The organism is Listeria cossartiae subsp. cossartiae (genome assembly GCF_014224155.1).
GTDB lineage: Bacteria > Bacillota > Bacilli > Lactobacillales > Listeriaceae > Listeria > Listeria cossartiae.
This window is the reverse complement of the sequence record NZ_JAASUI010000001.1, coordinates 619154-641130: the sequence shown is the minus strand read 5'-3', so window position 1 is coordinate 641130 and position 21977 is coordinate 619154. Positions and strand designations below refer to the sequence as shown.

Genomic DNA, 21977 nt, shown 5'->3' with positions numbered 1-21977 from the left:
AAAAACAGGAAGCGCTAGTTTTACTCAAGCGCTTCCTGTTTTTCTAATTTCTACGTCCAAATGTAAAACCAAGTGCAATCAAGCCTAACCCCGTCACAAACGGAATGAACGGGTTGGTGTCCCCTGTATGCGGCAACGTACCTGTCGCACCATCGTTCACTACCCCATCTACTCTCGTTGTGCTTGTCACTTTTTGCACTGGTGGGACAGTGATTTTTGATAGCAATGTTTTTTCAATCGTTAATTGCAGTTTTTGCCCTGTTTGTAATGTGTCAGATGTAAGATTATTCCAGTCTTTTATTTCTGAAACGGTGACATCGAATTTTTTCGCTACGCCGGGTAATGTATCGCCACTTTTCACTTTGTAAATAACTTTGATTTTGCCATTTTGTTCGGAATCTTTGACAACTTCCAGTGGGCCAAAGTCTGTTTCGACTGTTTTTTCAATCGGTTGCTTTTCGGCTGGAATGAATGGCGGTTCTTCTTTGACTGGCGGTGCAGTTCCTGATCCTTGTCCGCCGCTGCTGTAATCATTAACCGTTGCATTTCTCGAAACGGGATCTAAATTGTCACCAGAAAGAGTTGCTTTATTCGTATAGCTCTTTTGTTTTGTCGTAATTTTCGTATCGTAAGTAATGACGATAGATTGATTGTTTAATGTTCCTATTGATAGTTCAAAATTGCGGTCAGGGTCCAGTGTAATCGGTTGGATATTTGTCTTGATGACTTTTTTATTGGCATCGCGGTATTTGATTGTTGCACTACCAATCAGATTTTGACCTGAACCGAGTGTATCCGTATAAATCGCATTATCAATCGGCGTTAAAGCATTATTTAAAGTAACAGTCCAATGCAAAATACTGTTGTCTTTGTCATCCATTCGCCCTTGTTTAAAAACGATTGTCGGCGAACCTGTTCCGCCACCAGTATTCACTTTGCCAATAAAAGCATTTATCGTTTCGGTCGTATTTTTCACAGGAAAAAGAATCGGATTCACTTGATCTGTTTGAATATTTTTGCTGTTAAACGTTGCGTTGTAAAAAAGGCTGCCACTTAAATCTGTATGTGTATTAACGTAATCGGTAAAAGTCAAGGTGATGGTTCCCGTTGTTGGATCAATCGTTGCGTTGGCGATAGTATTTCCCGCAGCATCATCTACAGGAAATCCACCAAAATTAATCAATTTCAGCTGGTTGGGGATGGTTAATGTCATGGTTTCTCCGCTTGTAACTGGCTGTGTAATCACAAAATCATATGCCACTCGCACCCTACTATTTTCTTTAAAATTGGTTGCTGGTACCCCGTTTTGATTTTGTAAAGCTACATTTGTAAAGAAACTGCTCCCATAATCTGTTGCAGCTTCTGCTTTTGGACTTAAAAATCCACTTGCAATTAAAAATAGAATTGCAAAAATCAGCCATCTTTTTTTCATTTGTTTCATTCCCCCTTAAAACATCTACCTTTATAGTTCCCACAACATGCTTGTTAAAAACGGTACAAAGATTTTGCGCACAAAAAAACGCCAGAATAAGTCTGACGTTTCTTTTTTTATAGATGTAATAAGTAGTGATAGCTAGCTTCTAGTGTTTCGAACATATCGCGTTTGGATCTATCTTGCTCGATGCAGTAGTATTCGACGCCGTTTGTTTCGCCCCATTTCATAATAGCGCGGAAATCCACTTCGCCTTCCCCGATTTCGACAAGGTTATTGTCCATATCTTCTAGTTCGAAACCACTCACAAAATCTTTCATATGAACAATCGGCGCGCGACCACTGTAACGCTTGATAAATTCAACTTCATCATGTCCAGCCGCTCTTATCCAATAAGTATCTGGTTCGGCATAAATACAAATGCCATTAACTGGATCCGTAATAAAATCCATTACTCTACGCCCTTCAATACATTCGTTAAAATCATATTCCGGATTGTGCAAGCCGATGCGAAAACCAAGCGCGTGTAGCTTTTCTGCCGCATTAATTAACGCAGCTTTTGTTGCCTTGTATCCCGCTGTTGTTTGGTCCTCTTCTTCGATATATTTATCAAAAACAGTTTTACAATCAAAGTAATACGCTTCTGCAATAATTCCGTCTAAATCATTCATAAAACGATCATGCTTCATGTGCATACCAATCACTTTTAACTCATATTTTTGCAGTAAACGGCGTACCTCCGCAGGGTCATTGCCGCGCATGCCGTCGAGTTGCACATAATGAAAGCCGATTTCGTGAATTTTCCGGAGCGTTCCTTCTAAATCGCGCTCCATTTCTTTTCGTACAGAATAAAGTTGAACCGCTATTTTTTCTTTCATATCCATTTTTTCTCCGCCTTTCCTTATGCCTTCAAATCCAGCCAATCAACCTCAGACTCTGTTAACTTAATTCCGGCTGCTGAAACAGAAGATTGAAGTTCCGAAGCATTTTCTGGACCGATAACTGCGGCTGTCGGGAAAGATTGCGTTAGAACATAAGCAAGCGAAATTTGAATCGGTGAGCAGCCTTTTTTCTTAGCAAGTTGCTTCGCGCGGCTGTATCGTTCCCAGTTCGCCTCACTATAATACACTTCCACCATTTCCGTATCGCTCGTATCTTCCTTGGAAAATCTACCTGAGAAAAAACCGCCAGCTTGGGATGACCAAGAAAATAATGGCAAACCAGTCGCCTCATGCCAGCGAATCATCTCTTCATTTGCCGAAACACAATTTTCCCAGCGTGGTCGATTCACTTTTGCCAAACTAAAATTAGGACTGTTAAAGCTGAGTGGCGTCAAACCGTGACTAACCGCATATTCATTCGCTTCGATAATACGCGGTAGCTCCCAGTTTGAAAGTCCAATCGCATAAACACGGCCATCCTCAACTTCTTTGTGCATCGCTTCCATGATAGCTCCCACTTCTACTTCTGGATTATCACGATGTAAGGCAAACAGCTCCACATGATCGGTTTTCAACGTATCTAAACTAACAGAAATATCTTCATGGATAGCTTCTGGAGTGACACGCGGCACATCGCTTGCTTCCCGTACCGGATGTCCACCTTTCGTTTGGATAATCACGCTATCACGGTTGCCGCGCGCGTCCATCCAAGTACCAATCGCTTTTTCGCTATGACGATAATGGCGCGCCGTATCAAAAATATTCCCGCCCATTTCGAAATATTGATCCAACACTGGACCAGCAAAATCCATGTTATCTGCCCGTAAGAAATCTCCGGCGCCCATCACTAAATTGGAGCAAGCTATTTCGATTTTCTGACCATTTTTACGACCTTGTACGATAATCTTTTCCATTATGCTTCCACCCCACTTGCCGCTATTTTGTCGACCACAAGCGTTGTATTTGCTTCTTTTACGAGTGTTGCCGGAATCGCTACAGTTGGTTCTTTTTCCACAACTTGTTTCACGATATCGATTTTTTTCTCGCCTGTTGCTACTAAATAAATCTCTTTTGCTGCTAAAATTTGTTGCATCCCAAGTGATATTCCGTGTGTTAACGGCAAATCTGTATCGAAATATTTACTCATGACGCGTTTCGTAACATCATCCAGTTCCACAACATGGCAATTCACATCCACCGGCACAAACGGCTCATTAAAGCCAATATGACCGTTAAGACCAATCCCCAGCAAGATAAAATCCATCCCGCCACGCTCGTCGATAAATGCGTCTACCCGAGCACATTCATCCGTTAAACTCGTTGCCTTCCCATCGAAAAAGCAAATTTGTTCGCTGGATACATTTTTTAAACGGTCAAAAAATGCATCATATAGCGTTTGAATACAGCTACCTTTTGTTTCGCGACCTAAGCCAATCCATTCATCCAAACCAACAAATTGCGTTTGGCTGAAATCTACTTCACCGGCTTGATTCGCTTTAATGAGCGCCTCTATCGTCAGTAAAGGTGTATCCCCACCAGCGATACAAATTAAGCTCGCAGGTTTTTCCTTTACTAATTCAATGATTCTTTGGCTCACCGTTTCCGCCACGACTTGCTCATTTTCATTAATAACTAGTTTCATTTTTAAATCAACCTTTCTCTATTAGAAATCCAAGTCCAGTGCATCATGTGCTGCTTGGCGTTCTGATACAACTGTTTCCTCTTTGATCAAGCTCTTTTCATACATTTTAAAGAATGGATAGTACATACAAACGGCTGCCGCGAGAACGACGATAATTAAAATAATTGCTCGCCAGTCCATTGTCGCCAAATACTGCGCGAGTGGAATCGGTGTGCCACCAACATTCGCAATCGGCGGGCGAACCCAACCAAAGTGGAACACAAACCATTGCCCTACCGCTAAAATTGGCGTTCCTAGTACGAACGGAATAAATAAATACGGGTTAAAACAGATTGGTAAACCGAACACAACTGGCTCAGAAATCGTGAAGATCGCTGGAACGACGGATACTTTCCCGACTGCTTTTAGTTCTCTTGATTTACTAAATAGCGCGAGGATAACTAAGGCACCTGTAATACCTGAACCAGAGAATCCCATGAAGTAATCCCAGAAGTTTGGTGCAAATACGTGAGGAATTGGTTCTCCCGCCGCATATGCAGCCGCGTTTGCTCCTAAATATTGTGTCATAAATGGAAGTACAAAGCCAATCAAAATTGCATAACCATTTAGACCGATAAACCAGAATAGCATTTCAAGGAAACAAATAAGGAAAACTGCATAAGGCGTATCAATACTATTAATCGCTGGCGCTAGCATCGTCGTAAAGGCTTCCGGAATAATTTGCCCACTAGTCACACTTTGCATTAAAATACTTAAACCTACTGCACTGAACAGTAATACTACGAGCGGAATAATTGCTTCAAACGTTGTCGCGATTCCTGCTGGTAGACCTTTAATACGAATCGTAATATTTTTTCTAATAAATAAGCCGATAAGTTCTACAGAAATAAGTGCTGCGAAAATGGCGATAAATAGCCCTCTTGAATCGAGGAATGCCGTATTAAGAACGCCGTCAACCATTTTTGTATTGAGGATTAGCGTTACCATAACAGCAGCCATCACACTATGTAACACAGGGACTTTCATTTGTTTCGCGTGGCTGTAAGAAATCGTTATTGCTGCATAAATCGATAGTAGTCCAAACGTAAATTGAAACGGTAAATTAAGTGCTTCTGCATTTTGAACAAAGAATTCTTTGACAACAGAACCCGCCGGAAACATATTCCCAATTGCCGAAATAATCAGCGAGAATGACCCAATAATTAATACCGAGATCAAAGCAATCATCCCATTTTTTATTGAGGAAATATGGCGTTGCTTTTCAATTCTAGCTGCGACAGGCTCAAAATACTTCTCCATAAAAGCGATAAAACGGTTCATAAAAGATTGTTTGTTTTTACTCGACATGTTGTTTCCCTCCACTTTTTTTATTTGTTCATTTTAAGGATAATCGCGTCTTTTAAAATGTTTGCGCCGTTGACTGTGCCGTAATCTTTCGTATCGATGACTTGAATTGGCTTATTATATTCCGCCGCGATTTCACTTAAATGTTTGAGTTGATGTTTAATTTGAGGACCGACTAAAATAACGTCAAAGTCTTCAATATGCTCGCGTAATTCTCCTGCTGGATGCGCTTCGATTTTTACATCCGTATTCGTCAATTTTTCACTATTTTGCGCAATTTCTTTCATTTTTGTGACCATTACCCCTGTAGACGCGCCTAAGTTACATACTAAAAGCACATGTAATTGATTGATTTCCATTTACTTTTCCTCCTCTTTTCTTAATGTTTTAATCTCTTGATGCATTTCGATCATTTCACGAATTAAAGTTGATGCTAAGATGGTGTTCATTAATGTATCTTGCGCGTGTACGAGTAAAACGGAAAAATTAGCTTGTTCCCCTCTTGTTTCTTGAATCAGCATTTCCGTCTGTACTTTGTGCGCTTCAATCATAAGGTCATCTGCTTCTTTCAAAAGTTGCTCTACTAATTCTGAATCTGATACTTTTGCGGCTTGTAATGCTTCAATTAATTTAGAAAATGAATCCCCCGCCAGTGAAATTAATGAAAACGATATTTTTTCTATGTCCATTATGAATCCCTCTCTCATTCAAAGATAGCCGACTTAACGTAATGATAAATATCACGTTTTGAGCTAGCCATTTTAATTTTTTGCATTTTTTCTTCGTCCAGCGCTAATTTCATTAATTGTTCCACGATTAAATGCGCTTCTTTCGTTTTTAAAGCTAGTGTGAAAATGACATGAACCGGCTCCTCGTACCTGTCAAAAAACATAATACCGTCCTCAATGATTGTCACTCCAATGCCATCCATCAAAACACCATCACTTGCCCCCGCATGCGCAATCACTATGCCCGGCGCAACGACCATATACGGCCCATACACTTTTAAATTATGAATGATTTTTTCATGATAACTCGGCTCAATTACGTCTAACTGCTCCATACATTTCGTTCCAAGTTTAATCGCTTGTCGCCAAGTAGGACACGTTTCTTCCATAACAATGGCTTCCTCTGTAAATTGAAACGGTGGGATAACTCTCTTTGGGGTCTCTCCTTCATCCGATATAAGCGCTTCCAATAAATCGAATTCTAACTTACTTAAATTATTAATTTGCGTATTTTCACCAATAATCGCTAAAATTTTACTAAACTTATTAATAATCTGCTTATCACTTTTGACGAGTTTCATCCGTAAATGCTTTTGCAATAATTCCATATCTTCTTTTTGCAAGTAGCTATGAATTCGGAGCACCTTGGAGTCTTGCATATCCGGCAAATCCACTGTGCTAATAACAAAATCAAAATCGCTCATCATCGCCCGCTTAAACTTCCGAAGACCAATCGTCTGAATCGACTCAAACTCAAACATCCGCTTCAACTGAATGGCAATCATTTTCGAAACTGCGACACCTTCTGGACAAATAATCAACAAGTTCGGTTTCGTTTCGACCGTTTGCTTATTGCGCTGTACCTCGGACGCAAAATATATCGCTAAAAATGAAATTTCCTGAGAGCTAACTGAAATTGGGAGTAGCGGCTTTAACGCTTCCAAGCTTTCCTTCACGCGCATATAAATTTCGCGATTATCACGCATAAATTCATTAAAAATCGGATTTTCAATAATGACTCCAGCGCGAACACGTCGAATCATCAACTTAATATGCGCCTTGATTTGCGTATAAAAATCCGTATCTCCGTGCACAAAATCTACTTGATAAATTTCGCCCATTTTTTCGCAAATACCAGTCACAAACGCTTCAATAACCGCTTCATCCTCGCGACCATATTGATACTGTTTTAGCGACCCAATAATCGTTTCCAGCGCCTTATCAAGCTCATCGACCACCTCAAAATCCGCCGTAAACTGAAAATCCACTTTCGCCTCATGCTGCTTCAGTAAAATCGCAATTAACGTTAAATAAAGCTGCTCATCCATCGCACGTGTCATATTCTCCTCCACCGAATGCGCCTCACGATTCACCTCCTGCAAAATCTCCAGTTCAAAAAGATTATAAAAAAATAACTCGCCTTTTTTAGATAAGCTATTTTCCGAATCTAAAAACTGATAAAATTCGCGGATATTAATAAAACGCAAGAAACTTCTAGCAAAAAGCGATGTTTTCGTAATTAAATTTCCAGTCACTAGAAAACCGTGCCGCGGCTGATGCGATAAATCCAAATTATTTAAAAAAAGTTCTCCTTCAATGGCACGTAAATGATTTAACACAGAGGATCTTGAAATAAAAAGAACTTCTTCAAAATAAGTAACCGGAAGCACTTCTTCACTTAGAAGCAGTTTTAGCAGTAAAAATTGCTGCACTTCTTCTTGACTGTAACGATATTTTTTCGGTGTGATTTGTTGTTTGAACTTACTCACAACCGGGTTTACGATGTTCTTTTCCGGAAGTAGCACCCCTTTCCTCGTATGTCTGATAAGAGCTGGTAATGTTTGCTCATGGAGAAAAATATCGATTTTTTCCAAACTATAACGAACACTGCGCTCAGAACAACCAAGCGAGTTAGAAATATAACCAATATTTTTAAAATCTTCCTGCTCCATAAGAAAATCTAAAATTTGAATACACTGCTGATTTAGTTTCATCAGGTATCACTCCTCTTTCTAAATTCAATTTATCATTTTCATGATAGGGCTTACAATAAGCTATATAGCTATTTTTGTCAGACACGTAGGGACAAAAAAACTACCCATTTTACTATAACTGGAAAAAAACCTTGCCGGAATAGGTCGGAGCTACTGAAAGCACAAAAAAAGCCTTCTACATTCACTGTAAAAGGCCTATTATTTGAACTATTTATCTTTTTTCATATAGAAAGTTAAAATAATTGCAATGAAAACCATCAAAAATCCGACAATCGGCGTATAACTCAATCCAATATATTCCGTCACTAATCCGCCAATAAATGCGCCCAGTGCAATCCCAACATTGAAAGCCGAAATATTAAGCGCCGAAGCCATGCTCACCGTTTCCGGCAAATACCGCTCTGCCAACTGCACAACATAAAGCTGCAAACCCGACACATTCATAAAAGCGAAAAATCCCATCAACATAATCGTAATTAATCCAAAAATCGCATTTCCAGATGTAAATTGAAGCAATAATAGCGTAATTCCTTGCAAACTAAACATCACGAAAAGTGCCTTAGCCGGACGCTCATTCGCAAAATGCCCACCAATCGTATTCCCAATCGCAACCATCACGCCATAAACAATCAGCAAAATAACAATCATACTCGTAGAATATCCCATTTTGCTAAACAGCGGCGATAAATACGTATAAACCACAAAAGTACCACCATAACCAAACGCCGTCATGAGTAAAACCATCACGATTTTTTTATTAACTAACAATTGCCCAATCGATTTAAACGAAATGCTCTTACCATTCGATAAATTTTTCGGCACAAGGAAAAAGTTAGCAATAATCGCAATCACACCGATCGCAACAATAAACAGAAACGACATCCGCCAGCCAAACAGTTGACCGATAAACGTCCCAAGCGGCACCCCCGTCACAGTCGCCACCGTAAGTCCCGTAAACATCACCGCAATCGCACTAGCCCGTTTGCTCGGATGAACCACATCTGCCGCGATAACAGAAGCAATCGACATAAATACCCCATGCGCAAATGCCGCAACTACACGCCCAGTAAGGAGCATCCCAAAACTCACCGCAAATGCTGAGACAAGATTCCCAATCAGAAACACGAGCATTACTAATAATAACAAATTTTTACGATTCATCTTCGCCGTCATCGTCGTTAAAACCGGCGCCCCAACCATCACACCAAGCGCATAAATCGATACAGTCAAACCAGCCGTACTAATCGACACACCCATACTAGAAGAAATCAGCGGAAGCAGCCCCACACTAATAAATTCTGTTGATCCAATCCCAAACGCACTAATCGCCAACGCCAAAAGCGTCAAATTAGGATTCACTTTTTTCATATCCACGTTATTTCCCCCTAAAAAATTGCAAATTGTTTCGTTCTGTTATACAGTATCTTATATACCGTACAGAATAACAAGAAGGTACTTAAAAGTCATATAGATACTAAAAAGTGCCTATAGGAGGATTACGATGACTAAAGTATACAATATCGGCGTAGAAGCTACACTAGAAGTTATCGGCGGCAAATGGAAACCAGTCATCCTTTGCCATTTACGCGAAGGCAAAAAACGAACTGGCGAATTAAAACGACTCATACCCAACATCACACAAAAAATGCTCACACAACAATTGCGCGAGCTGGAAAAATCCGGGGTTATTGTCCGCAAAGTATATGAACAAATCCCACCAAAAGTCGAGTATTCTTTGAGCGAATACGGCGAATCGCTGTCGGAGATTTTGAATAAACTTTGCTTATGGGGCGAGAATCATGTGGATTTATTGCTGACGAAGAATGAGGATATTGTTTTGTTGAAACGAGATTAGGCAAAAAATCACTAGCAACCTTAGAATTAGAACTCTAAAGTTACTAGTGATTTTGAGGATAGTCAGTCACAAACACAATTTAATCTTAAGACTAAAATATAATAGAATCATTCTTCAAGCCTATCTACATATAGTTGTTCACTTTTATCTTCAGCAATATTATATTTAACAACTCCTGATGGCACATTCATTATAATTTCCTTATCATCCATACGATAGATATAGTTAATATGATTATCTCCATCATTAATAATATCTTCTGCATTGTAGTCATTCACTCTTATTATTTTTCCTTCATTTAATTTGAAAATAGATATTTTATCAGAACTTTGCATTACATTTCTTGAAAAATCTAGTTCAGGATATGCAGAATCATCCTCCTCAAAAGCATTATCAAATATGGCTACATTATTAGTAATATTTATTAGGATATTTTTATTAATTTCTTTAAAGTCATCTTTTCCATTCCATATTCGATCTACTGAGATAGAAATATATGATTTTTGACCTTCTTTATACAGAGTCATTTTTGGATTAATTTCTGATCCTTCCTCAAAATCAATGCCCTGTTGTTTTAATTCTTCTACCAAATCATAAACTTTAACTAACTTCTTTTCATTTGAATTATATTTCATTAATTGGTAAGTCTTTTCACCATATCTTCCTAAATAGTAAATTTCATTAACACCATAGGCTTGCAAGATAAACATCTGGTCTTTAGTAGTAATATTGCTATCTTTAAGTACTGGAAATTCTTCATTCACTGCATATTTTTCATTTAATGTTACATATCCTTCATCTGTTTGTGCTATATATAATCTTTTATTTTCATCATAATAAAGTATATTATAGTTGACTGTGTCTACAGTCAACTGCCCGTCGTCAGATATTTTATAAACATAACTTTTCCCTCCGCCAGATTGACAGCCAATAACAAGACGATCTTTATAATATTGATATGCTGAAGAGTAAATATCGTATCCATGCATTTGGAAAAGATTCGGAACTTCATCAAATAAAATATCTGTATTAATACGCTCTCCAGTTTGGGCATTAAGAATATAGGACTTTACTTTAATTTTTTGATCCTTGACTATTTCTTTGCTGATTGGAATAATGTCTTTTATATTTTCTACTTTTATATTACTGATTGATTGATTACTCGTATTTTCCTTTACTGGAGTTGTTGTACAGCCAGATAACAATACTAAAACAATCAAATACATACAATAATATTTTTTCATATTTTCCCTCCAAACTAGTTTATGGAATCCAATAGATTTACAATTTTTAATTTAAACGTTCCCATTAATGGGAACGTAGCTCCTATTAAAGAAATTGCTAATATAATAATCCAATTTATTCCCCAAACAACAAGTACTGTTTCTAAACCATTAATCCCCACTATGTTATTAGTTAACATACTTTTAACAACAAACCATTCAAAAATAATCGTTGGAAGAATGATAATCATTACTATAATACTTTGAAAAACGAATTCTATTAGAGTACTCCAAATCAAGCTCCTTTTACTAATTCCTAGCGCTTGTTGTAATCCTATTTCATGTTTTCGATGATATAATATTTGAGAGCAATTATTAATAAAAGTTATACTAATTATAATTGACACTAGTATTATAAAATAATTACTTACTAACTTTACATTGGATAATATTTCGGATAGATTTTGAAACGACTCTAATGCATATTTAAGAGAATAACCTCTTGCTTTGTATTCATTAGCAATTTTATCTACATCTTCGAATTTCTTTACTATGATGTAAAACCCATCTGTTAATTTAGCATTCGAAATAAATTCGTCTTCACTTATAGAATTAACCTTACTGTGTTGATTGACTAATAATTGAATAGGAAGTAAAGAATAATTTTCATATTGAGGCAAAGTTGTAATTTCTCGAATTTTAACTGTTACCTCAATTTTATTTTCATTTATTTTAGCTATATAATCTTCTAATTCAGTATCACTTAAATCAAATTCATTATTGAATGCTGTTTTATCAAACGGAACAGACAATTTCTGTCCATCTAACAGCCCATTACTTTTTGCATCAATTGGGGAAACTAAAATTACTTTCCCCTCATCCCACTGTATTTTATCAATATCTTTTATGTTTATGCCAAAAAATTCAAGAGATTCATAAGGAACAAAAATACTATTAACATCCATAGACATTTTAATATTTCCTTTTTCATCATAATTTTCGAACGTTACACCACTCATAAAGGGTTCATACTTTGGTAATAGTGTAATTGTATTATCTCTATTTCTTGATATTTGTCTTAATGGAATCGAAGGCCCATCACTCTGAACCTCTATCCATTTTAGAGAATTATTTTCAGTAAAATTTACATTAATATATGTATTTCCAATAAAAACAATTAAAATAGTCACGTTTATTAGTAAAAGCCCGCAAAAAGTAACAACTCCCGTTGACAACCATTGCTTACTAGTTTTTTTATAATTTTTCCAAAAATTCCAAAAAACGAATTTGTTATTATTCATAGCTCGATATCCTACCTTTATTTAACTCGTAGGATGCATCCACAATATCAGCATAACTATCATTATGAGAAACTATTATTAACGCTCCCTTTTCTCGATATTGACTAAAAATATCCATTATGATTGCTTCTGTTTCCTTGTCAACATTTGCTGTCGGTTCATCGGCTAGCAAGAGTTCTGGCTCTTGCATTAAAACTCGAGCTATTGCCACACGTTGTTGTTGTCCACCAGATAGTTGATTGATTTTTCGTTCCTCTAAACCTTCTAAATGTAATAACTTTATCACTTGCTTTGCTTTACTTATAATACAATCTTTTTTAGAAAAATCTGCATATAGTCTGGATATCATGATATTCTCAATCACATTTAACGGTGATAATAGATTGTATTTCTGAAAAATCATTCCTATGTCATTTAAAAGTATTTGGTTTTTTGCTTTTGTATTCATAGAACTAATATCAAAATTATTGAACTTCATTATTCCAGAAGAGTGTGCATCTATAAGACTCAGTATATTAAGTAATGTTGTTTTTCCACTTCCGGATGGTCCTTTTATAAAATATAAATTATTTTTTTTAATTGTTAAATTAATATTAACTAATGTAGGCTGTAAATTCCCTGAATAAGTTTTAGATACATTTTCACAACTCATTAATACAGACATTGAAGTTCCTCCTATATCTGGGGTGCTTGTTAAAGTTAATGTATTACATCCATCTAGTGGCTACTCGAGTTTCACCACCACCATAATAATATCCATATGCACGAGCATAATTATTTCCATTTGGACCAACTGTATTAGATCCACCATCATATTTCACATAATCATTACTTGTTTCTTCCCAATATGTCCTTACTACACCATCTTTTCTTTGAATTCGAGTTTGGATAGCTATTCTAGGAAGATTATACGGCTTGGTTCCGGTATACCTAGCTGCTGAAGACCATGATCCATAATTTAAGCTTAACTCCGCCTTTAGCAATCCGTTATACATTCCTGTCGCATTGTATGTTGAAGCGGCTTCTACACTTTGATCTGTAGCACCACTTGCTCCTAGTACACCGAAGATTATAGCAATCGCAATTACAAATTTTTTCATCATTTAATTTCCTCCTAAATTTTAAAAGTATAAACCAAACAAGCACCCCACTTGTTTATATAATCTTCAACAATATATACTTTAGCGCCATATTGCATAAAGTTCATATACTTCTTTCTAATACTAATTTATATTGTAATCACCACCTTACATGAATTCTTTATTTTCAGATTAATCAAAATATTAATTCCGCATCAAAGCGAACTAAATATTTCTATCTTCTGGCTAAATTAGTTTCCTTTCTTAGTATTATTTAAATTGACTAAAACTATCTTAAATAATTTGATGAACCAAAAAACCAATTAATCATTTGCATCATAATTTGATACTCCTTTCACAAATTCTATTATTTGTATATTCACTATGTTACAATAAAAATACATAATTTCAGTTTTATGTTCACTATATTCACCCCCAAAAAACATTATAATTATTTTACTACATTGGAGGAGAGCTATTATAAAAACATATGGAGCTGCTATTCGTCAAATCAGAAAAAATAAATCACTTTCTCAATCGTATATATCTAATAACATTCTTGCTCGCACTACTATCTCGAAAATCGAAAATAACAATATTATACCAACCATCACTACAATAGAGAATATCGTCATTAAATTAGATGTAACCATGGATGAACTTCGGTATATTAAAAATGATTATAAATTAAACACTCGAGAAGATATTATTGCAGACTTTTTCAAACTCGTTTCTAATACACAAACAGAACTAATATTGAAAATTATAAATAGATGCGATAATTATTTAGATAATCATTTTAAAGACAATTTATTAGAAGATATTAGAATCGTGTTAAAGGCATCCCTTCTTTTAACAAACAATGAAGTTGAAAAAGCACAAGAGCTTGTTAAGCCAATCTGGAAGCGATTAGAAAAAATTGATAATTTCTCACTGATTGAGATACGCCTCGTGTGTAATATTCTATTTTATTTCCCGCTGGATGTAATCGAAAAATTTGTCCCCCGATTATTAACAATGATTGATAAATATAATGCTTTAGATAAATCCTTAAATCCGCTTAAATTAGCTCTGCTTATCAATACTGCCACTATTTTTATGCAACATAATTCTACCATTACAACAAATAGTTTAAACGCTGCTATTATTATTGCTAAAGAAATTAACCGCTTTGATTTATTAGCTAGCGCATATTATTTACAAGGTGTTAACACTAATGATTATAGCTTAATAACTAAGGCGAAAAATATTCTCCTTACTATCGATAAAGAAGCTATTCTATTACAATTTGAAAAAGAATATTTCCCAGATTTGCGTTGAGGAAGTCCTAGATTAATTTGATTTTATTGTTTAATAATCACTATAGTATTGTGGTAACACTAGTGTTTCTCTGCGAAAATATATTTGCTATTAATAGTAGTCATTACTTAAACTAAAAAAAGTTAGAAAGTACATTAATGCCTGTACCTTCTAACTTTTTATACTTATTTCTTATTCTTCAATTGATGCAAACATACCTTCTCCAAATGAATTTTTTCTTTAAAAATGCATTATTTAACAAGCTCCTTCACTTAACACCCCTGAATCAATTTCTTCTCCATCTAAAAACCAATACCCATGATAATCCCCACTGAGCGCTGTAAATGGAACTGGTGTCTTCCCTACTTCCGCTACCTTTCTAAGTAAGTAATTCCGCAAAATCCAACCATCATTTAAAGAACGCTGCTTTAAATTCAAAATCCGTTCTATTTTTACTTCACTTGTATTTAGTTCTTTCGCTACTTCGGCAATTGTTAAATTCGCAAGCGCCAAATTCTCCGCAAACTCACTTTTCGTTGCTTTCATTTGTTCTTTTGATAAAGTCATTTTGAATTCCACCTTTTATAAATGTAATAATTTTTCAGCATTTTCGTGAGCGATTTTTGCTTTTACTTCATCCGTTAAATCAAGTGTATCTAGGAAAGTTCCAGCATTTTCTGGTTTTACAAAAGGATAATCTAGCGCATAAATAAGATGATTTTCATCTAATTCATTTAATAAAAACTTCCATTCATTTTGGTATAATAAGCCGCTTGGTGTCACATACACATTCGTCCGGTAGTAGTCAGAAATTTTCCGTTCTAGCGTTGTCCAGTGGCCGAGTGTATTGTCCATTCTGTTTAAAAACATTGGCACCATTTCCCCTAAATGCCCTGTGATGATTTTTAAATTCGGTAATTTATCAAATATACCTGAAAGAATCATCCGCACGACTTGAATACCAACGTCCATATGCCACCCAAAACCAGCAGATGAAAATACCCCTATCACCACATCAGACCAAGCATCACTGGAAAAATATTGTTCTGTAATAGCTTCTGGGATAAACGATGGATGGAACGAAATCGGTACATCTAGTTTTTCTGCCATTTCGAAAATCGGATAATAAAAGCGATTATCAAAATATTTGTTTTCAAACTGCCCTTTTACAAGTGCACCTTTGAAACCAAGTTCTTCTACGGCTCTTTTTAATTCAATAGCAGCATCTTCTGGTGAGCCTACTGGTAAGACAGCAAAACCGGCAAATCGCGTAGGATTTTGTTGAATCACCTTCGCTAGTTCATCATTTGCTCGCTTACACAGAGCTACCGAAATTTTTGGATCTAAGTTTTGCGGAGAACTATTCCCATAAGAGAGTATTTGCATATCAATACCATGTTGATCCATAAATGCTAAACGCTTTTCTGTATCTTGCATTTCCGCTGCTGAAGGAAGTTCCTTTTGCATATATTGAAACATTTCCGGACTTACCTGTCCTCTTACTAAATTTCCAGTGACTTTGTTGATTTCATTCGTAATGACTTCGGATTCAAAATGTTCTTCTATTGTTATAATTTTCATGTTCATTCCTCCTTAAGTAAACAATACCCCTTTTTACGTTGCTAAAATAGCCACATTTCGATACACTAATAACAATTATGTATCATAAAAAGGAGAGTTTTATGAATAACTACGTAAAAGTGCATCAACCGTTGAATGTTGATTTGCGTACACAAAAAACACAAACCAAACTATATACTATTTTGGAGAGGTTTTATGTGGAAGGTAGAACATTTGAATCAATATCTATAAAAGATTTATGCGAACAAGCTCGAGTATCACGAGCCACTTTTTATCGTCATCATGAGGAGATTATTCAAGTGATTGAAGTCCAGATTTTGCGAACCATGCAGTACTTCTCTTTGGAATTCGACCAAATTATTTTAACAAAAGAAAATATCCAACGCTTAATCCTCCGAACTATTCAAAAAAACCCGCTTTTATTTCAAGTGATTTTTTGGAGCCGGGCAGAAAATATTTTTATTGATGTAGTGTCTGGAGAAATACTTCGAATTAGTTTGTTAAAAGAAGTTTCCTTTTCAGATAGTCACTTTATTCCTAATTGTTTTGCTAGGATGATTTTAAGTTTAGCGGTAGAAATTCAGCAATCGAATAAAGACTATACGAATGGTCAATTAGTTGAATTGATACAGGAGGCAGCTCGCTTTTTACAAAAATAAAAAGAGCCTAAGTTCCCTTAGACCCTCTCATTTAATCAATCATTTTACGGAAATTCAACCGTTTATTCAATAAATACATCAACGGAATCCCGACACCCATCACGATGAATTCACTTGCAGCTGTTGTTGCCCAAGTAATCAAGAATGGTAAGTCAAAAACAATTACTAACTCCCAAGCGATAATCGCCATCGTTACGGAGAATAGAATCGTATTAATAATCATCCGCGGAATAATTCCTTTCACGTATTTAGAAATGCCAATCATTAGTAAAAGGGAAATAGCCGATTGTGCTACGCCAAAAACTAAATCAATCCAACCTAATCCAGAAAAGAATAGATTCGTAATAAAAACACCTACGATAATACCCCAAAAGTATTTTTTATTAAAAACGATTAGGTGGTTAAAGATTTCTGGTATTCTAAATTGTAATGCCATAAACCCAATTGGTGCGACAATCATTCCGAGCACTACATACAGTGCGGCGATAATTGCATTCACCGTCAAAATTTTCATTTTCATTATTTTTCCTCCTAGTTTTTTTACGTGGGATGGTATGAATGAACCACGTGTGGCAATTTTGCCAACATGCTATTTTCTCATATTTGGAAGTTAATGTAAATGGCTTATTATGCATAAAAAAACGGCTACCTTTACGGGTAGCCGTTTGCTTGTAATCTTATTTAGATTTTTGCGAGTAGTTGCCTTTGTTGCCGCCGCTGCGTTGTTCTCCGCCACCACGACGATCACGATTGCCGCCACCGCCAGAACCGCTTCCGCCGCCACTACGACGACCTTTGCCGCTGTTGTTGCGATCACGGTAGCTTCCGCCTTTGCCGCTTCCGCCGCGATAGCCGCCACCTTTGCCGCCTTTACCATTTTTACCTTTGTAGCCACCGCCACCACGGGATGGTAATGGGCGCTCTTCAGTAATATGGACAGGAGTTTTGTCTGGCTCTTTCGCTAACATTTTAAGCATTGCTGCTGCGATGTCAGTTGCGTCGTATTTTTCAAGAAGTTCGTTAGCAAACGTTTTGTAGTCAGCTAAGTTTTCTTCTGTGATTGCTGCTTGAATTTTTTCAGTTGCTACGCGTAATTGGCCTGCAAATGCTTCGTCCCATGTAGGAGCTTGAAGTGGTTGCATACGTTTTTTCGTAGTTTCTTCAACGATACGTAGGTAACCCATTTCACGAGGTTGTACGAATGTAATCGCCATACCTTCTTTACCAGCACGACCAGTACGACCAATACGGTGAACATAGCTTTCTGGATCTTGTGGAATATCATAGTTATATACGTGTGTTACGCCGGAAATATCAAGTCCACGTGCTGCTACGTCTGTTGCAACAAGAACATCAATTTTTCCTTCTTTAAATTTGCGTAGTACGCTCATACGTTTTGCTTGCGTTAAGTCACCGTGGATACCTTCAGCCACGTAACCACGCATGTCAAGCGCGCGAGATAGTTCGTCTACACGACGTTTTGTACGACCGAAAACGATTGCTAGTTCTGGTGATTGAACGTCTAATAAACGAGATAATACGTCAAATTTTTCTTTTTCGTGCACTTTTACGAAGAATTGTTCGATTAATAGTGCAGTCATTTCTTTTGCTTTAATGCGAATAAGTTCTGGGCTGTGCATGAAACGTTCACCAATACGGCGAATTGGATCAGGCATCGTTGCAGAAAATAGTAATGTTTGACGTTCTGCTGGTACTTCTTTTAGAATTGTTTCGATATCATCAATGAAGCCCATGTTTAGCATTTCGTCTGCTTCATCTAGTACAAGTGTTTCCACGTTGTCTAGTTTCAGTGTGCGACGGTTAATATGATCCAAAATACGTCCTGGCGTACCAACTACGATTTGTGGGTTTTTCTTAAGTGAACGGATTTGACGGCTGATATCACTACCACCGTAAACCGCTAGCACGCGTACATGTTTGTCATAGCTAAGTTTATAAAGCTCTTCGGAAACTTGGATTGCAAGTTCACGCGTTGGAGCAATAATTAAAGCTTGTACGTTGTTACTCTTTTGGTCAATTTTGTGGATCATTGGAAGACCAAAAGCGGCTGTTTTACCAGTACCTGTTTGTGCTTGCCCGATTAAGTCTTTACCTGCTAGTCCTAGTGGAATTGTCTTTTCTTGGATTGGTGTTGCTTCTTCAAACCCCATCCGATTTACTGATTTTACAATTTTTTCGTCCAGTCCGAACTCCGAAAATTTTGTCAATGTCATTTCTCCTTTACCTGTTTAAAGTTTGGTAGGAGAGCTACTTTTATAATTCATCACAATACGCTTATTACGATTGTTTGTCTGTTCATTTGCAGTTGTTTTTATGAAAACTGCTATCTTTCATTTTCATTTTTCTGCAATAGAAAAGCCTGGGCGCACCAAGCAAAATGATTCACGGCATCAGAAATATTCTCTGCCATTATAGCAGTTCTAACGCATCAAATAAAAAAGCCCTCATTAATCACTAGGCTAAATATAAACCTAATAAACTTCCATCTATCATCATAACACACTAACTATTTCTTTTCAACGGCAAAACCTTATCTTTCCGCGCTATTATCGAATAAAAAAAGTTATTTCATTTTAAATGTACGTTTATCAGCGCGCTTTAGCCGTTTTTGTTGTGAAATCTTTTAAAAAAAGCTGAAAATTGTCCGAAAACAATTTCCAGCTTTTTTATTAATTGGCATGTAATACAGCAACATCTTTTTGCAAAAATGTTAAAACGGCTGCAAATAATTTATCTGCTTGCTCATCCTGACAAATCACGTGTTTCGAACCTTCTAAAATGAATAATTCTTTCGGTCCAGGAATGCTTTCCATTAAGAAATTGACACTTTTTTCAGCAGGAACTATTTGGTCGGCACTGCCTTGTGCAATAAATGTCGGAATTTCGATATGTTCAAAAACTGGTTTTGCTAAAGCGACCATTTTTTTGAATTGTAGCGTGGAAGTCCAAGGTGTTTCTGTTACTTTCTTTTGGTAACGTTTGAACATCGGGCTATTTTTGAGTGTTACTTCTTTTGCTTCGGTTATTACTTGCTTGGAATTTTCGACAAGTTGCGGCCACTCCATTGCATTTACAGCTGTGCTTAGAAGTACCAGTTTTTTCACTTCTGGATAATGTCTCGCAAGCCATCCCGCGAGTAAGCCACCCATGGAAAAACCAATAATATATACTTCATCGTCCTCTTTCAGCATTTGACTTAAAATGCTGTCTACGAAAACGATCCAATCTTTATACGTCACATTTTTTAAGTGGCGCAGGTGATCATGGCCAGGTAATGTGGGTGCTAAAACATCCCAATCTGTATGCTCTCGCAAATAGTCAGCGAGCGGCTTCACCTCGGACGGCGAACCAGTAAAACCATGAATACACAAACAAGCAACCATTATGCCTTTCCTCCTGTCCAAAATTATTACCTATTTAACGGTAATATTATATGTCCAATTTTATTCGTCACTTAATAATAAGATTTTCTACTACATCTTTCAAGCCCATTCCATAAGAACCTTTGACCAGTATCCATTCATTTCCAGTCATTTCGGAAAGAAGCGCCATCTCAAGCGATTCCTTTGTGTCAAAATGTTGAACTTTTCCCTGACCAATTTTTGCTTCGGCTACTGTTCCGAATGCTTTCATTGCATCACCATATAAGAAAATCTTCGCAATCGTGTCATTTTCTAGCACTTCGGCAGATTCTTGGTGAAGTTTTGTCGATAAATCTCCTAATTCAAGCATATCCGCAAGTACCAAATATTTCGGCTTGCCATTCGAATCCATATGCATAAATGTTTTTAAAACGGTTTTTAGCGCCGTCGGACTGGAGTTATACGCATCATTCAAAATTCGCGCGCCGCTTTTCGTTGTGATCCACTCTAAACGACTTTTGGAACGTTCCATATTTTTCAACGCCGACTGGATTTTTTCGCCTTCAATACCAATTTCGCGCGCCGCAAGCATTGCCGCCATCGTATTGAAAACGTTGTGTTCGCCGATAATTGGTACAAAAATTTCGCGTTCTGGCTCCCAATTTGTCACAAAAGAAGTACCTTCTGCTTCTGCACGGATTTCTAATGGATAAATTTCCGCCGCCTCTGATTTGCCAAAGGTGAGCTGTCTAAAGTCGCCATCAATATTACCTAACAACAAGTTTTCTTCGTGCGGATAGATTAAAATCCCGCTCGGATTCAAGCCAGCTGTGATTTCTAGTTTTGCTTTGGCAATTTCTTCGCGTGAACCGAGATATTCAATATGCGCCTCGCCGATATTCGTAATAATCGCGATATCCGGTTTAGCAATTTTAGAAAGCACTTCGATTTCGTGGCGATGATTCATCCCCATTTCAAGCACGGCCACTTCGGTATCTTCTGGCATGGTTAAAATCGTATATGGTAAGCCGATATGATTATTAAAATTCCCACCAGTATAATGCACTTTATACGTTGTTTCGACAATCGCCGCCATAATATCTTTTGTTGTCGTTTTACCATTGCTTCCAGTAATCGCAATGACTTTCGGTTTTACTTGTTGGATGTATTTCGCTGCTAGTTCTTGTAATGCTAGCAAAGTATCTTCTACCAAAATAACCGGGAAATCCGTCGGTGGATTCGGTACATCTTTTTGCCAAAAGGTTGCAACTGCGCCCATTTCGCGTGCTTGACTTACGAATTCATGTCCATCGCGCAAATTTCCTACAAACGGAACAAATAAATCACCTGACTTTATTTGCCTTGTATCAAAACAAATGCCAGTAATGACGACATCGCGAAATGTATCTACATGGATGGAACTATCTAACATTGCTACTACTTCGCCTACTGTTTTTTTCAAATTAAATCTCTCTCTTCCATAAAAAAGCAGCTTCCGCATATGAAAACTGCTTTC

At 36.9% G+C, this 21977-nt stretch carries 22 protein-coding genes and 1 pseudogene; 4 read left to right on the top strand and 19 right to left on the bottom strand.

The annotated features are described in order from the left end of the window. Positions 1–43: 43 nt before the first annotated feature. The 9 genes from HCJ30_RS03245 to HCJ30_RS03205 form a co-directional block, all read right to left on the bottom strand. Positions 44–1432 carry a collagen binding domain-containing protein gene (locus HCJ30_RS03245; protein ID WP_185390958.1) on the bottom strand — a complete coding sequence of 463 codons (1389 nt, stop codon included), beginning with the start codon at positions 1430–1432 and terminating at the stop codon, positions 44–46. A gap of 116 nt (positions 1433–1548) precedes the next feature. After that, positions 1549–2316 carry a sugar phosphate isomerase/epimerase family protein gene (locus HCJ30_RS03240; RefSeq protein ID WP_185390957.1) on the bottom strand — a complete coding sequence of 256 codons (768 nt, stop codon included), beginning with the start codon at positions 2314–2316 and terminating at the stop codon, positions 1549–1551. 17 nt (positions 2317–2333) lie between these two features. Then, positions 2334–3287, bottom strand: a complete 954-nt coding sequence (locus HCJ30_RS03235) for an aldo/keto reductase (protein WP_185390956.1) — start codon at positions 3285–3287, stop codon at positions 2334–2336. After that, a complete protein-coding gene (locus tag HCJ30_RS03230) occupies positions 3287–4015 on the bottom strand; it encodes a glucosamine-6-phosphate deaminase (protein ID WP_185390955.1) in 729 nt (242 codons plus the stop codon). Before HCJ30_RS03230 ends, HCJ30_RS03235 begins: the two co-directional genes overlap by 1 nt. A 21-nt stretch (positions 4016–4036) precedes the next feature. Next, the gene (locus tag HCJ30_RS03225) at positions 4037–5362 is read right to left on the bottom strand and encodes a PTS sugar transporter subunit IIC (RefSeq protein WP_185390954.1); all 1326 of its coding nucleotides are present in this window, start codon (positions 5360–5362) and stop codon (positions 4037–4039) included. Positions 5363–5382: 20 nt separating this feature from the next. Continuing rightward, positions 5383–5718, bottom strand: a complete 336-nt coding sequence (locus HCJ30_RS03220) for a PTS sugar transporter subunit IIB (protein ID WP_008947265.1) — start codon at positions 5716–5718, stop codon at positions 5383–5385. Continuing rightward, complete coding sequence (locus HCJ30_RS03215; RefSeq protein WP_185390953.1) at positions 5719–6048, bottom strand: PTS lactose/cellobiose transporter subunit IIA; 330 nt, start codon at positions 6046–6048, stop codon at positions 5719–5721. Between the two features lie 14 nt (positions 6049–6062). Further along, positions 6063–8081 (bottom strand): BglG family transcription antiterminator, encoded by a 2019-nt coding sequence (locus HCJ30_RS03210; protein WP_185390952.1) that lies wholly within the window; start codon positions 8079–8081, stop codon positions 6063–6065. Between the two features lie 207 nt (positions 8082–8288). Beyond that, the gene (locus HCJ30_RS03205; RefSeq protein ID WP_185390951.1) at positions 8289–9455 is read right to left on the bottom strand and encodes an MFS transporter; all 1167 of its coding nucleotides are present in this window, start codon (positions 9453–9455) and stop codon (positions 8289–8291) included. 127 nt (positions 9456–9582) lie between these two features. On the opposite strand from HCJ30_RS03205, the gene HCJ30_RS03200 reads away from it, so the two are divergent. Beyond that, positions 9583–9936 carry a winged helix-turn-helix transcriptional regulator gene (locus HCJ30_RS03200; RefSeq protein WP_003727117.1) on the top strand — a complete coding sequence of 118 codons (354 nt, stop codon included), beginning with the start codon at positions 9583–9585 and terminating at the stop codon, positions 9934–9936. Between the two features lie 107 nt (positions 9937–10043). Here the strand turns inward: HCJ30_RS03200 and HCJ30_RS03195 are convergent, their stop codons facing one another. From HCJ30_RS03195 to HCJ30_RS03180, 4 genes are all read right to left on the bottom strand, one after another. Then, positions 10044–11180, bottom strand: coding sequence for a hypothetical protein (locus HCJ30_RS03195; protein WP_185390950.1), 1137 nt, complete (start codon positions 11178–11180; stop codon positions 10044–10046). A gap of 14 nt (positions 11181–11194) precedes the next feature. Beyond that, positions 11195–12349: an ABC transporter permease gene (locus HCJ30_RS03190; RefSeq protein WP_185390949.1), complete on the bottom strand. Its 1155-nt coding sequence runs from the start codon at positions 12347–12349 to the stop codon at positions 11195–11197. A gap of 103 nt (positions 12350–12452) precedes the next feature. Continuing rightward, positions 12453–13124 carry an ABC transporter ATP-binding protein gene (locus HCJ30_RS03185; protein WP_070215901.1) on the bottom strand — a complete coding sequence of 224 codons (672 nt, stop codon included), beginning with the start codon at positions 13122–13124 and terminating at the stop codon, positions 12453–12455. A 43-nt stretch (positions 13125–13167) separates the two neighbouring features. Then, complete coding sequence (locus tag HCJ30_RS03180) at positions 13168–13563, bottom strand: hypothetical protein (RefSeq protein WP_070037912.1); 396 nt, start codon at positions 13561–13563, stop codon at positions 13168–13170. 378 nt (positions 13564–13941) lie between these two features. Between HCJ30_RS03180 and HCJ30_RS14430 the strand changes: the two are divergent. Both HCJ30_RS14430 and HCJ30_RS03175 read left to right on the top strand, forming a co-directional pair. Continuing rightward, positions 13942–14190: pseudogene (locus HCJ30_RS14430) on the top strand (helix-turn-helix domain-containing protein); the annotation flags it as partial. Continuing rightward, positions 14191–14859 (top strand): Rgg family transcriptional regulator, encoded by a 669-nt coding sequence (locus HCJ30_RS03175; protein WP_260444414.1) that lies wholly within the window; start codon positions 14191–14193, stop codon positions 14857–14859. Between the two features lie 234 nt (positions 14860–15093). Here the strand turns inward: HCJ30_RS03175 and HCJ30_RS03170 are convergent, their stop codons facing one another. Together HCJ30_RS03170 and HCJ30_RS03165 are read right to left on the bottom strand one after the other, a co-directional pair. Next, positions 15094–15405, bottom strand: a complete 312-nt coding sequence (locus tag HCJ30_RS03170; protein ID WP_070037921.1) for a DUF2316 family protein — start codon at positions 15403–15405, stop codon at positions 15094–15096. A 15-nt stretch (positions 15406–15420) separates the two neighbouring features. After that, complete coding sequence (locus HCJ30_RS03165) at positions 15421–16419, bottom strand: amidohydrolase family protein (protein WP_185390948.1); 999 nt, start codon at positions 16417–16419, stop codon at positions 15421–15423. Positions 16420–16520: 101 nt separating this feature from the next. On the opposite strand from HCJ30_RS03165, the gene HCJ30_RS03160 reads away from it, so the two are divergent. Then, positions 16521–17078, top strand: a complete 558-nt coding sequence (locus tag HCJ30_RS03160; RefSeq protein WP_070215898.1) for a TetR/AcrR family transcriptional regulator — start codon at positions 16521–16523, stop codon at positions 17076–17078. Between the two features lie 31 nt (positions 17079–17109). On the opposite strand, the gene HCJ30_RS03155 is transcribed toward HCJ30_RS03160, so the two are convergent. The 4 genes from HCJ30_RS03155 to HCJ30_RS03140 all read right to left on the bottom strand — a co-directional run bounded on the left by HCJ30_RS03155 (position 17110) and on the right by HCJ30_RS03140 (position 21923). After that, entirely contained in the window at positions 17110–17598 is a 489-nt protein-coding gene (locus HCJ30_RS03155) for a QueT transporter family protein (RefSeq protein ID WP_003721433.1), read from the bottom strand. A gap of 157 nt (positions 17599–17755) precedes the next feature. Beyond that, positions 17756–19306, bottom strand: coding sequence for a degradosome RNA helicase CshA (gene cshA / locus HCJ30_RS03150; protein WP_185390947.1), 1551 nt, complete (start codon positions 19304–19306; stop codon positions 17756–17758). Positions 19307–19768: 462 nt separating this feature from the next. Next, positions 19769–20482, bottom strand: coding sequence for an alpha/beta hydrolase (locus HCJ30_RS03145; protein ID WP_185390946.1), 714 nt, complete (start codon positions 20480–20482; stop codon positions 19769–19771). Positions 20483–20549: 67 nt separating this feature from the next. After that, positions 20550–21923, bottom strand: a complete 1374-nt coding sequence (locus tag HCJ30_RS03140; RefSeq protein WP_185390945.1) for a UDP-N-acetylmuramoyl-tripeptide--D-alanyl-D-alanine ligase — start codon at positions 21921–21923, stop codon at positions 20550–20552. Between the last annotated feature and the right edge of the window lie 54 nt (positions 21924–21977).

What these genes read in the sequence shown, in the direction of transcription:
- HCJ30_RS03170 (WP_070037921.1), bottom strand. Translation starts at nt 15,405, where the DNA reads ATGACTTTATCAAAAGAACAAATGAAAGCAACGAAAAGTGAGTTTGCG.
- HCJ30_RS03245 (WP_185390958.1), bottom strand. Translation starts at nt 1,432, where the DNA reads ATGAAAAAAAGATGGCTGATTTTTGCAATTCTATTTTTAATTGCAAGT.
- HCJ30_RS03185 (WP_070215901.1), bottom strand. Translation starts at nt 13,124, where the DNA reads ATGTCTGTATTAATGAGTTGTGAAAATGTATCTAAAACTTATTCAGGG.
- HCJ30_RS03240 (WP_185390957.1), bottom strand. Translation starts at nt 2,316, where the DNA reads ATGGATATGAAAGAAAAAATAGCGGTTCAACTTTATTCTGTACGAAAA.
- HCJ30_RS03155 (WP_003721433.1), bottom strand. Translation starts at nt 17,598, where the DNA reads ATGAAAATGAAAATTTTGACGGTGAATGCAATTATCGCCGCACTGTAT.
- HCJ30_RS03235 (WP_185390956.1), bottom strand. Translation starts at nt 3,287, where the DNA reads ATGGAAAAGATTATCGTACAAGGTCGTAAAAATGGTCAGAAAATCGAA.
- HCJ30_RS03200 (WP_003727117.1), top strand. Translation starts at nt 9,583, where the DNA reads ATGACTAAAGTATACAATATCGGCGTAGAAGCTACACTAGAAGTTATC.
- HCJ30_RS03220 (WP_008947265.1), bottom strand. Translation starts at nt 5,718, where the DNA reads ATGGAAATCAATCAATTACATGTGCTTTTAGTATGTAACTTAGGCGCG.
- HCJ30_RS03225 (WP_185390954.1), bottom strand. Translation starts at nt 5,362, where the DNA reads ATGTCGAGTAAAAACAAACAATCTTTTATGAACCGTTTTATCGCTTTT.
- HCJ30_RS03145 (WP_185390946.1), bottom strand. Translation starts at nt 20,482, where the DNA reads ATGGTTGCTTGTTTGTGTATTCATGGTTTTACTGGTTCGCCGTCCGAG.
- HCJ30_RS03210 (WP_185390952.1), bottom strand. Translation starts at nt 8,081, where the DNA reads ATGAAACTAAATCAGCAGTGTATTCAAATTTTAGATTTTCTTATGGAG.
- HCJ30_RS03180 (WP_070037912.1), bottom strand. Translation starts at nt 13,563, where the DNA reads ATGATGAAAAAATTTGTAATTGCGATTGCTATAATCTTCGGTGTACTA.
- HCJ30_RS03175 (WP_260444414.1), top strand. Translation starts at nt 14,191, where the DNA reads ATGGATGAACTTCGGTATATTAAAAATGATTATAAATTAAACACTCGA.
- HCJ30_RS03230 (WP_185390955.1), bottom strand. Translation starts at nt 4,015, where the DNA reads ATGAAACTAGTTATTAATGAAAATGAGCAAGTCGTGGCGGAAACGGTG.
- HCJ30_RS03165 (WP_185390948.1), bottom strand. Translation starts at nt 16,419, where the DNA reads ATGAAAATTATAACAATAGAAGAACATTTTGAATCCGAAGTCATTACG.
- HCJ30_RS03215 (WP_185390953.1), bottom strand. Translation starts at nt 6,048, where the DNA reads ATGGACATAGAAAAAATATCGTTTTCATTAATTTCACTGGCGGGGGAT.
- HCJ30_RS03195 (WP_185390950.1), bottom strand. Translation starts at nt 11,180, where the DNA reads ATGAAAAAATATTATTGTATGTATTTGATTGTTTTAGTATTGTTATCT.
- HCJ30_RS03160 (WP_070215898.1), top strand. Translation starts at nt 16,521, where the DNA reads ATGAATAACTACGTAAAAGTGCATCAACCGTTGAATGTTGATTTGCGT.